The following is a 10,180-nucleotide window of genomic DNA, read 5'->3' as shown; positions in this document are numbered from 1 at the left end:
TCGAAGGACCGGCTCATGGAGGCGCTCGCCACCGACATCCCGCCCACCAGGGCCAGCCCGACCATCAGCGCCGCCGCCGTGGCGCCCGTACGGCGGGGGTTGCGCAGGGCGTTGCGCTGGCTCATCCGCCCGACCGGCCCGAACAGGGCGGGGAAGGCCCCGCCGAGCACCCGGATCACCGGCCGCACCAGCAGCGGACCGGCGATCACCGTGGCGATCAGCGTCAGGACGACGCCGAGCCCCAGCAACGAGGCCGAGGACGCCGTCCTGGTCGCGGTGGCGCAGCCCGCCAGGGCCGCCGCACCGGCCACCCCGACCACCGTGCCGACGATCGCCCGCGTCCGCAGGGGCCGTCCGACGCCGGCCATCTCGGCGTCCGCCAGCGCCGCCATCGGCGAGACGCCGGCGGCGCGCCGGGCCGGGAGATAGGCCGAGACGAAGGTGACGCCCAGGCCGACGACGTAGGAGGCGACGGGCGTGGCCCAGCCGATCACCATCTCGGTGGACTTGATGTTCATGCCGAACACGCCCATGAGCCTGATGAGCCCGGCGGCGAGCCCGATGCCGACCCCCAGGCCCAGCGTCGAGCCGACCAGGCCCAGCAGCAGCGCCTCGGTGAGCACGGACCGGCGCACCTGGCGCCGGTCGGCGCCGAGCGCCCTGAGCAGGCCCAGCTCACGGGTGCGCTGGGCGATCAGCATGGAGAAGGTGTTGACGATGAGGAACACGCCGACCAGGACGGCGATGCCGGCGAACCCGAGCATCACGTACTTGATGACGTCGAGGAAGCCGCCGAGGTCGGCCGCGTCGGACTTGGCCTGCTCGCCGGCGGTGCGCACCTCGTAGTCGGCCGTGCCGACCACGTCGGCGACGCGCCGCTTGAGCACGGCGTCGTCGACGCCCTTCGCCGCGTCGATCTCGATGCTGGTCGCCTTGTCGGGGGAGCCCAGCAACTGGGTCGCCGCGGTCCTCTCGTCCAGGAAGACCAGCGCCGCGCCGGGGTTGGTGGTGGTGAAGGTGGCGATGCCGACGACCTTGAGCCGGTAGCTGCCCGGCCCGGCCAGCAGGGTGAGCGTGTCGCCGATGCGCACGTGCTTCTTGTCGGCGGTGTCCGCGTCCAGCAGGGCCTCGCCCGGACCGTGCGGGGGGTGGCCGGAGGTGAGCTTGACGGGGCTGCGGTCGGTGAGGTGCCAGTCGGTGGCGATGGTGGGGGCGCCCGAGGTGGGGCCCACGGACTTGCGGTGGCTGTCGGTCACCGTGACGTTCTCCGCGGACACGTCCGCGTGGACCGAGGCGACCCCGTCCACCGCGGCGACCCGCCGGGCCAGGGACGCGGGCACGGTGAGCACCTCGCCGGTGGGCACGGACGACTTCAGCTCCTGCTTCGGCTGCACCGTCACGTCGGCGGCGGTGGAGGCGAAGAGCCGGTCGAAGGTGCGGGTGACCGTGTCCGAGAAGATCAGGCTGCCCGCCACGAAGGCCACGGACAGGATGATGGCCAGCGCGGAGAGCAGCAGGCGCCCCTTGTGCGCCAGGAAGCTGCGCAGCGTCGCCTTCAGCACCGGCTCACGCCTCCTTGTCCGGTTCCGCGTCGACCTGGCCGCGGATCACGTCGAACCGCTTCATGCGCTCCAGCACGGCCTCCGCCGTCGGCCGTTCCATCTCGTCGACGATCCGTCCGTCGCCGAGGAAGAGCACCAGGTCGGAGTGGGCGGCGGCGCCCGGGTCGTGGGTGACCATGACGACGGTCTGGCCGAGTTCGTCGACGGCCTGGCGCAGGAAGGCCAGCACTTCGAGGCCGGCCCGTGAGTCCAGGTTGCCGGTCGGCTCGTCGGCGAAGATCAGCTCGGGCCGGGAGGCCAGCGCCCGCGCGCAGGCCACGCGCTGCTGCTGACCGCCCGACAGCTGCGCGGGCCGGTGCTTGAGGCGGTCCCGCAGCCCGAGGGTGTCGATCACCTGGTCCAGCCACTTCTCGTCGGGCTTCTTGCCCGCGATGTCCATGGGCAGGGTGATGTTCTCGGCGGCGTTGAGCGTCGGGATCAGGTTGAACGACTGGAACATGAACCCGATCCGGTCCCGCCTGAGCCGGGTCAGCTCGCGCTCCTTCAGCCCCGTGATCTCGGTGTCGCCGAGCCACACCTGCCCGGCCGAGACCGTGTCCAGGCCCGCCAGGCAGTGCATCAGCGTCGACTTCCCGGACCCCGACGGACCCATGACCGCGGTGAACCGCCCGCGCGCGATGTCCACGTCGACCGAGTCCAGCGCGAGCACCGTCGTCTCCCCGGAGCCGTACGCCTTGGTCAGCCCGCGGGCGCGGGCCGCGATCCCGTCGGCCGGGGCGGGGCCGGGGGCGTGCTCCGCAGCTGCTGTGGACAAGGCGGCCTCCTGTGGACATGCCGGTTCCGCTGGTCGCCGCCGAGGCTAGTGTGATGCGCCGCACACCCGGTATCCGCCGAAGGTCCCGGTCGCCCTCCACCCCAGGTCGGGTCCCTGATACCGGTGTAAGGGGCAATCTCCACCCCACGGGCGACCCTTGCCCCTGCTAGCGTTCCGGCGCTAGCGTCCGGGTATGGCGAAGACCCAGCTGAACGTGCGCGTGGACGAGGGCACCGCCCGCGCGGCCCGCGAGCGCGCCCTGGCCCGCGGCATCAGCGTCAACCGCTACATCGAGGAACTGGTGAGGCAGGACACCGGCGAGGCCGGCCACACCTTCGTGGAGGCCGCCGCCGACTTCATGAAGCAGTACGAGGCCGTGTTCGCCGAGGAGTTCGGTTCCGGCGGGCCCGCGCGCGGTGACGGCCGTCGCTGAGCCCTTGGACCACCTCGGCATCGACCTCGCCTGGCTGCTCATGCTCGCCGAGCAGAAGACGCCCGGCGACCCCCAGGTCACCGACTGGGGCGCCCTCGTCGCCGCCGTGGAGCGCCACCGGGCCCGGATCTTCGACGTCCCCGTCTACGACTCGCCGCACGCCCGCGCCGCGGCCCTGCTCCAGCTCCTGATCCACGTGCCCGCGCTGGAACGCTCCAACGCCCTGTTCGCCTCCGCCGTCGCCTACGCCTACCTCGTCGCCAGCGGCCTGAAGGTCGCCACCTCGCCCGAGCGGGTCCGCGACCTGGCCCGGCTGGTCAAGAGCGGCGAGGCCACGGTGTACGACATCGCCGAGGCGCTGCGCGAGTGGACGCGGTGACTACGCGGCGGGCTCCGGCCGCCAGGCCGTGCCGAGCACGCAGTACGAGGTCGGCAGGACCGGGCCCTTCTCCGGCATCAGCATCCGCCGGTACGGCCCCAGTTCGAAGCCGGCCCCGCGCAGGGCGGCGACCGGGTCCCGGCCCAGATGGCAGCCGCCGCTCAGCGGCGGCCACAGGGTGCGGTCCAGCGCGCGCTGTGTGAACATCATCACCGGCCCGCCGCCGCGGCCGTGCTCGAAGAACCGCACGACCCCGCCCGGCCGCAGCACCCGGCGCACCTCGCCGAGCGCCCGGGGCACGTCCCGCACACTGCACAGCACCAGCGAGAGCACGGCCGCGTCGAAGGCCTCGCTCTTGACCGGCAGCGCCTCCGCCGCGCCCGGCACCACGTCCACCGGCACCTCCGCGCGCAGAGCCGCCTCCACGGCCAACTGCCGCAGCACGCGCTCCGGTTCGATCGCCACCACCTCCGAGACCGCGCTCGGATAGTGCGCGAAGTTCAGGCCGTTGCCCGCGCCGATCTCGATCACCCGCCCCGACAGTCCGGCGAGCAGCCGCTTACGCACACCGCCCATGCCCATCCGGGTCTCGGCGGACACACTGGCGCGGGCGTAGTAACGGGCGAAGAGGGGGTGGTGCACGGGACCTGGCGCCACCTTCGAGGCGCCGGCAGACCGTAGCGGCATCGGGACCTCCCTGACCGGACGGGCCTTACCGCGATTGTCCCCCGAACGGGCCCCGCGCACCCCCCCGCCGCGCCTCACGCCACGAAGTCGCGCACGTCCTCGTACACGCCGGGGTCGTTGTTCATGTCGGTGTGCGAGATGCAGCCGGAGTCGACGTTGGTCGCCCCGCTCAGCAGCGCCGAGCTGTTCGGCACGACCGCGTCGTCGCAGTCGGACCAGTAGCTCGCGTAGGACACGCTGCCCGGGGTCTCGTCACCGGAGTTGAGGGCCGTCAGGTAGGAGCTGCCGATCTGCATCTCCTTGCACGAGGTGTACAGCCAGGCGCACCAGTCGGCCACGGAGGTGCCGTGGTTGACGCCGGCCACCGAGACGAAGTCGTCGACGTACGACGTTCCGCCGAGGTTCTTCAGGTAGTAACGGGAGCTGAGCACACCCATCGAGTGAGCGACGATGTCGACCTTGGACGCGCCGGTTCTGGCCAGCACGTTCTTGATCTCGGTGGCCAGCTGCTGGGCCGTGGTGGCGTTCGACTGCGACCAGTCGTACGAGAACGCGTCCAGCTCGGAGGACGAGTAGCCGTCCGCCTCGAAGTCCGCGATCCAGTCGTCCCAGCTGCTCGCGTCACTGCTCAGGCCGTGCACGAAGACGATCGGGTTGTGGGTGGCCGCGTGGGCCGGGCCGGCGGTGAGGGGGAGGGACAGAAGGAGCGATGCGGCCACGGCCGACAGGGCCGTGGCGAAACGACGCGTGTGGCGCTGCATGGTGCCTCCTGACACGGGTGGGGTCCGCCAGGAGTGTCGGCTCGGGTCTACGCGCGGCGCATCGGCGAAATCGCCGGTCTTTACGGTTCAAGTAACTCGCCAGTAACGTCAGTTGGGTGGTGACTCCGGTGAATCCCCCGTCTCTTCAGAGCACTTCGTCACCCCCGCGTCCGACGCCCGCCCTCGCCGAGGGCGTCCGGATCCGGGTCCTGCACGCGGTCTACGGCGATCCGCGCGCCGCCGCCGAAGCCGTGGCGCTGCTCACCGAACGGCAGTCGTCCGGCCTGGACCCGCTCCCGACGCACCCCGCCGAACTGGCCCCCGGGCTCCTGCGCACCCGGCGCGCGGAGATCCGCTCCCTCCCGGACGACACCCGGCTGCTCCTGCTGCTGGCCGCCGCGGACCAGTACCCGGTCGCCACCCACGCCTTCCTGCGCGCCGTCGCCGCCGTACAGCTCGACACCCGGCCCCTGGAAGCCGCCGAGGCGGCCGGGATCGCCCACGCGGGAGCCGGCGGGGTGATCTTCCGGGACGCCTGGACCCGCATCGCCGCCTACGAGGCCGGCACGCCGGCCGACCGGCGGGACGTGCACCGGCTGCTGGCCCGCGTGCTGCACGGCGACGGGGAGACGCCCCGGCGTTCCTGGCACCGGGGCGCGGGCGCCCTCGGCCCGAGCGGGCGGCTCGCCGCCGAGCTGCGTACGGCGGCGGGCCAGGCCCGCGACACCGGCCTGCTCACGCTCGCCCGCGCCCTCGCCGAACGCGCCGCCGCGCTCTGCCCCGACCCGGCCGAACAGGCCCGCCTGCTCACCCGCGCGGCCCGGGACGCCTGGCACGCGGGCGACGGAGACCGCGCCCGCCGGCTGGCGGCGGCCACGGACGACGCCACCCTGACCGGCCTGTTCGCGCTGCGGGCGGGCAACGCGGGAGAGGCGTTCGACGCGCTGCTGACGGCGATTCAGCAGGAGGGCGGGGCGGGCAGGGGGAACGGTTCTGCGGCGGGCTGTACGGGGGGAGGCGGCCACGCGAGCAGCGGAAACCCGGACCCGAGCGGAGCCGCCGCCGACGCACTCTGTCGCACCGGTCTTCTCGCCCGTGCCGTCGAAGCCGCCGTCTACACCGGTGACCTGCGGCGTTGCCGGGAGGCGGCCCGGGTGGCCGGGCGGCTGGGGGTCGAGCCGCCCGGGACGCTGGGCGGGCTGGTGGCGGCGTCCGAGGGGCGTTACGCGGACGCCCGGGATCTGCTGGAGGCGGCGGCCGGGCGGTGCGGTCCGGGCGGCGACCCCACCCTGCTCGTGCACGCGGGCATCGCCGCCCTGATGCTCGGCGACCACACCCGGGCCGTCACGGCCACCGTGCGGGCCGCGGCCTCGGCCCGGACCCGGGGCGCCACCGCCGTCGCGGTCCAGGCCATGGAGTTCCGCGTCTACGCCGACTTCTGGAGCGGCCGCCCGCACGTCGGCGCGGCCGCCGCCACCGACGCCCTGCGCCAGGCCCACGCCACCGGCCAGGACAACGGCGCCTGCCATCTGCGGGCCGCCCTCGCCATGTTCGCGGCGATCACCGGCGACGCGGACGCCTGCCGGGAACGCGCCGCCGCGGCACGGTCGTACGCCCTCGCCCACGGCCTCGGCCTGCCGGCCGCGCTGGCCCAGTGGGCGCTCGCCTTCCTCGACCTCGCCGGCGGCCACTTCGCCGGCGCGGCGGCCCGGCTGCGCGCCCTCGCCGGGTTCGGACCCGGGCACGGCCACCGGGCCATCCGGCATCTGGCCACCCCGCACTACGTCGAGGCCGCCGTGCGCACCGGCGGCGACACCCGCGTCGCGCGGGCCGCCCACGCCGACTACCACCACTGGGCCACCGCCGTCCGCAGCCCCGACGACCTGGCCCTCAGCGCCCGCTGCCGGGCCCTGCTGACGCCCGGCGCGGAAGCCGTCGCGCACTACCGCGAGGCGCTGGACCTGCACGCCCACGGCACCCGCGACTTCGAACGCGCCCGCACGGAACTGCTGTTCGGGGGCGCGCTGCGCCGCCTGCGCCGTCGCGGCGAAGCGCTGGACCGGCTGCACAGCGCCCTGGAGGCGTTCGAGTGCTTCGGCGCCCCGCACTGCGCGGCCCAGGCCCGGGCCGAACTGCGCGCCCTCGGCGCCCCCGCCGCGCCCGCCCGCGCGGACGACCCCACCGCCGGCCTCACCGCCCAGCAGTTCCTGATCGCCCGGATGGCCGCCGAGGGCGCCACCAACCGCGAGATCGCCGCCCGCCTGGCCCTGAGCCCGCGCACGATCGACCACCATCTGCGGGGCGTCTTCAGCCGGTTGGGCATCCGGTCGCGGATCGAGCTGGTCCGGCTGCTGGGGGAGACGGGGGTCTAGGCAGCCACCCGGCCGCGGAACGCCTCCGCCTCCCACGTCCCGTTCAGCCGGGACGCCAGCCAACCCGGCGCCGCCGTACGGAAGTCGGCGGGGTCCAGGGCCCCGGCTCCGGCGGGTACCGCGCCCAGCAGCGGGGCGCCGGCGACCTCCGGCAGGTCGGTGACGTTGCACCGCATCGCCAGGTCGGGGGAGCCGGGCCAGCTGCCGATGACGACGCCCAGCAAATCCAGGTGGCGGGAGCGCAGTTCACGGGCCGTCAGCTCCGTGGTGTTGAGCGTGCCGAGCCCCGGCGACGCCACGACCAGGACCGGCGCCCCCAGCAGCGCGGCCGCGTCCGCCAGCGTCCCGCCGGCGTCGTCGAAGCGGACGAGCAGGCCGCCCGCCCCCTCCACCAGCACCAGGTCGTGCTCGGCGGCCAGCTTCTGCGCCGCGTCCACCACCTCCTGCGGCCGCACCGGCGCCCGGCCCGCCCGGCGCGCGGCGGTCGCCGGCGCCAACGGCTCCGGATAGCGGGCGACTTCGGCCGCCGTCACCGCTCCCGCCAGCCGCGCCACCTCGGCCGCGTCGCCGGGTTCGTGCGGGCCCACACCCGTCTGCGCGGCCTTGAGCACGGCCACCGAACGGCCGGCGGCCAGCGCCGCGGCGGCGACCGCGGCCGTGGTGACCGTCTTGCCGACCTCCGTGCCCGTACCCGTGATCACCAGTACCGGCATGTCATCCCTCCCGCGCCGCCGCGCACACCGCGCGGGCGATCCGTGCCAGGTCCGCGTCGCCCGTGACGTACGGCGGCATCGTGTAGACGAGGTCGCGGAACGGCCGCAGCCACACGCCCTCGCGCACCGCCGCCGCCGTCGCGGCCCGCATGTCCACCTCGTGGTCGAGCTGGACGACCCCGATGGCGCCGAGGACGCGGACGTCCCGCACCCCCGGGATGCCCGCGGCCGGTGCCAGTCCCTCCCGCAGTCCCGCCTCGATCCGCTTGATCTCGGCGAGCCAGTCCTGGCCGAGCAGCAGGTCGATCGAGGCGCAGGCGACCGCCGCCGCCAGCGGGTTGCCCATGAACGTCGGCCCGTGGGCGAGCACGGGCACCTCGCCCCGCGAGATGCCGTCCGCCACCCGGGCGGTGCACAACGTCGCCGCCATCGTCAGGTAACCGCCGGTCAGCGCCTTGCCCACGCACATCACGTCCGGCGTCACCGCGGCGTGCTCCGCCGCGAACAGCGCGCCCGTGCGCCCGAACCCGGTGGCGATCTCGTCGAACACCAGCAGCACGTCGTGCGCGTCGCACGCCTCGCGCAGCACCCGCAGATAGGCGGGGGAGTGGAACCGCATCCCGCCGGCGCCCTGCACCACCGGCTCGACGATCACCGCGGCCAGCTCGTCGGCGTGCCGCTCGATGGCCGCCCGCAACTCCTCGGCGTACGACTCCTCGTAGCCGGCCGGGGGCGGGCCCACGAACACCTGGCGGGACAGCACCCCCGTCCACAGGTCGTGCATGCCGCCCTCGGGGTCGCACACCGACATCGGCTGCCAGGTGTCGCCGTGGTAGCCGCCGCGCCAGGTCAGCAGCCGCCGCTTGCCGGGGCGGCCCAGGGAACGCCAGTACTGCAGGCACATCTTGACCGCGACCTCGACCGACACCGAGCCGGAGTCGGCGAGGAAGACGTGCTCCAGACCGTCGGGTGACATGTCGACAAGGCGCTTTGCCAGCTCGACGGCGGGGGCGTGCGTGAGCCCGCCGAACATCACGTGGCTCATCCGGCCGAGCTGTTCGCGGACGGCCTCGTTCAGCACCGGGTGGTTGTAGCCGTGGATCGCCGACCACCAGGACGACATGCCGTCGACCAGCTCGCCCGAGCCGTCCGCCGGGCGCAGCCGCACCCCGCTCGCCGACTCCACGACGAGCGGTTCGACGCGGCCCGGCATGGGCCCGTACGGATGCCACACATGCCGCCGGTCCAGCTCCAGCAGCTCGGCGACGGGCAGGTCAGGCATTGGGCGCGAGGTCCGTTCCGGCACCGCGGCGGCGTACGGCGACCAGGTCGGTGCGCGGCTCGGCGGCGGACGGCGCGGCAGCGGCCGTACCGCAGACACCGCCGCCCGCGTGCGACCCGCACCCGGCGTCCTCGTGCGAGCCGCAGCCGCCGCCCGCCGTCACCCGGTGCTCCGGCAGCGTCACCTCGCCCGCACCCTCCACCTCGAAGCCGGCGTCGGCGATCATCTCCAGGTCGGCCTTGCCCGCCTGGCCCTCGGAGGTCAGGTAGTCGCCGAGGAAGATCGAGTTGGCCAGGTGCAGGGCGAGCGGCTGCATCGTGCGCAGGTGCACCTCGCGGCCGCCGGCGATGCGGACCTCGACATCCGGGCAGACGAACCGGACCATCGCCAGGATGCGCAGGCAGCGCTGCGGGGTGAGGTTCCACTCCTTGGCCAGCGGGGTGCCCTCGAACGGGATCAGGAAGTTGACCGGCACCGAGTCCGGGTCCAGCTCCCGCAGGGAGAACACGACGTCGACGAGGTCCTCGTCGCTCTCGCCCATGCCCGCGATCAGACCCGAACAGGCCGACAGGCCCGCGGCGTGCGCCTTGTTCACCGTGTCCACGCGGTCGGCGTAGGTGTGCGTGGTCGTGATGTCGCCGTAGGTCGACTCGGAGGTGTTGAGGTTGTGGTTGTAGGCGTCCGCGCCCGCCTCGCGCAGCCGCTCGGCCTGGCCGTCGGAGAGCAGGCCGAGGCAGGCGCACACCTCGACGTCCTCGTGTCGCTCCTTGATGGCCTTGATGGTGCCCGCGACCCGGTCCACGTCCCGGTCGGTCGGGCCGCGCCCGCTCGCCACCAGACACACCCGTTTGGCGCCACCCGCCAAGCCGGCCGCCGCCGCCTGGGAGGCCTCCTCCGGCTTGAGCCAGGTGTACTTCAGGATGTCGGCCTGGGAGCCGAGCCGCTGCGAGCAGTACGAGCAGTCCTCCGGGCACAGCCCGGACTTGAGGTTGACGAGGTAGTTGAGCTTCACCCGTCGGCCGAACCAGTGGCGGCGCACCTTGCCGGCCGCGGCCACCACATCGAGCAGGTCGTCGTCGGAAGTGGCGAGGACGGCAAGAGCTTCCTCGCGGGTCGGCAGCTCGCGCCGAAGCCCCTTGTCCACCAGCGTGTTCAGCAGGTCCATGAGAGCTGATCC

The 10,180-nt window shown here is 74.1% G+C and carries 10 protein-coding genes; 3 read left to right on the top strand and 7 right to left on the bottom strand.

Features of this window, described 5'->3' with window-relative positions:
- Together ACYF6T_RS40665 and ACYF6T_RS40660 are read right to left on the bottom strand one after the other, a co-directional pair.
- A partial coding sequence (locus ACYF6T_RS40665; protein WP_461703004.1) for an ABC transporter permease occupies positions 1 to 1,562 on the bottom strand: 1,562 nt, incomplete at its 3' end.
- 4 nt (positions 1,563 to 1,566) lie between these two features.
- Positions 1,567 to 2,376, bottom strand: coding sequence for an ABC transporter ATP-binding protein (locus ACYF6T_RS40660; RefSeq protein ID WP_461703003.1), 810 nt, complete (start codon positions 2,374 to 2,376; stop codon positions 1,567 to 1,569).
- 193 nt (positions 2,377 to 2,569) lie between these two features.
- On the opposite strand from ACYF6T_RS40660, the gene ACYF6T_RS40655 reads away from it, so the two are divergent.
- Together ACYF6T_RS40655 and ACYF6T_RS40650 are read left to right on the top strand one after the other, a co-directional pair.
- Entirely contained in the window at positions 2,570 to 2,809 is a 240-nt protein-coding gene (locus ACYF6T_RS40655) for a toxin-antitoxin system HicB family antitoxin (protein WP_461703002.1), read from the top strand.
- A gap of 4 nt (positions 2,810 to 2,813) precedes the next feature.
- Positions 2,814 to 3,188, top strand: a complete 375-nt coding sequence (locus ACYF6T_RS40650) for a fic family toxin-antitoxin system, toxin component (RefSeq protein ID WP_461703001.1) — start codon at positions 2,814 to 2,816, stop codon at positions 3,186 to 3,188.
- Here ACYF6T_RS40650 and ACYF6T_RS40645 read toward each other — a convergent pair whose 3' ends face one another.
- Both ACYF6T_RS40645 and ACYF6T_RS40640 read right to left on the bottom strand, forming a co-directional pair.
- Positions 3,189 to 3,875: a class I SAM-dependent methyltransferase gene (locus ACYF6T_RS40645; protein WP_461703000.1), complete on the bottom strand. Its 687-nt coding sequence runs from the start codon at positions 3,873 to 3,875 to the stop codon at positions 3,189 to 3,191.
- 74 nt (positions 3,876 to 3,949) lie between these two features.
- Positions 3,950 to 4,636, bottom strand: a complete 687-nt coding sequence (locus ACYF6T_RS40640) for an esterase/lipase family protein (protein ID WP_461702999.1) — start codon at positions 4,634 to 4,636, stop codon at positions 3,950 to 3,952.
- Positions 4,637 to 4,752: 116 nt separating this feature from the next.
- On the opposite strand from ACYF6T_RS40640, the gene ACYF6T_RS40635 reads away from it, so the two are divergent.
- Positions 4,753 to 7,008, top strand: a complete 2,256-nt coding sequence (locus ACYF6T_RS40635) for a helix-turn-helix transcriptional regulator (RefSeq protein WP_461702998.1) — start codon at positions 4,753 to 4,755, stop codon at positions 7,006 to 7,008.
- Here ACYF6T_RS40635 and bioD read toward each other — a convergent pair.
- From bioD to bioB, 3 genes are read right to left on the bottom strand one after another with little or no spacing between them, the layout of a single operon-like run.
- The gene (gene bioD, locus ACYF6T_RS40630) at positions 7,005 to 7,721 is read right to left on the bottom strand and encodes a dethiobiotin synthase (RefSeq protein WP_461702997.1); all 717 of its coding nucleotides are present in this window, start codon (positions 7,719 to 7,721) and stop codon (positions 7,005 to 7,007) included. The two genes, ACYF6T_RS40635 and bioD, sit on opposite strands and share 4 nt — an antisense overlap.
- A gap of 1 nt (position 7,722) precedes the next feature.
- Positions 7,723 to 9,003, bottom strand: coding sequence for an adenosylmethionine--8-amino-7-oxononanoate transaminase (locus ACYF6T_RS40625; protein ID WP_461702996.1), 1,281 nt, complete (start codon positions 9,001 to 9,003; stop codon positions 7,723 to 7,725).
- Positions 8,996 to 10,168: a biotin synthase BioB gene (gene bioB / locus ACYF6T_RS40620; RefSeq protein WP_461702995.1), complete on the bottom strand. Its 1,173-nt coding sequence runs from the start codon at positions 10,166 to 10,168 to the stop codon at positions 8,996 to 8,998. The genes ACYF6T_RS40625 and bioB overlap by 8 nt, the downstream gene beginning before the upstream one ends.
- Positions 10,169 to 10,180: the final 12 nt, after the last annotated feature.

Source organism: Streptomyces sp. 7R007 (assembly GCF_054850255.1).
Note: the sequence above shows the minus strand (reverse complement) of the source record. Positions and strands in the feature narration are given on the sequence as shown.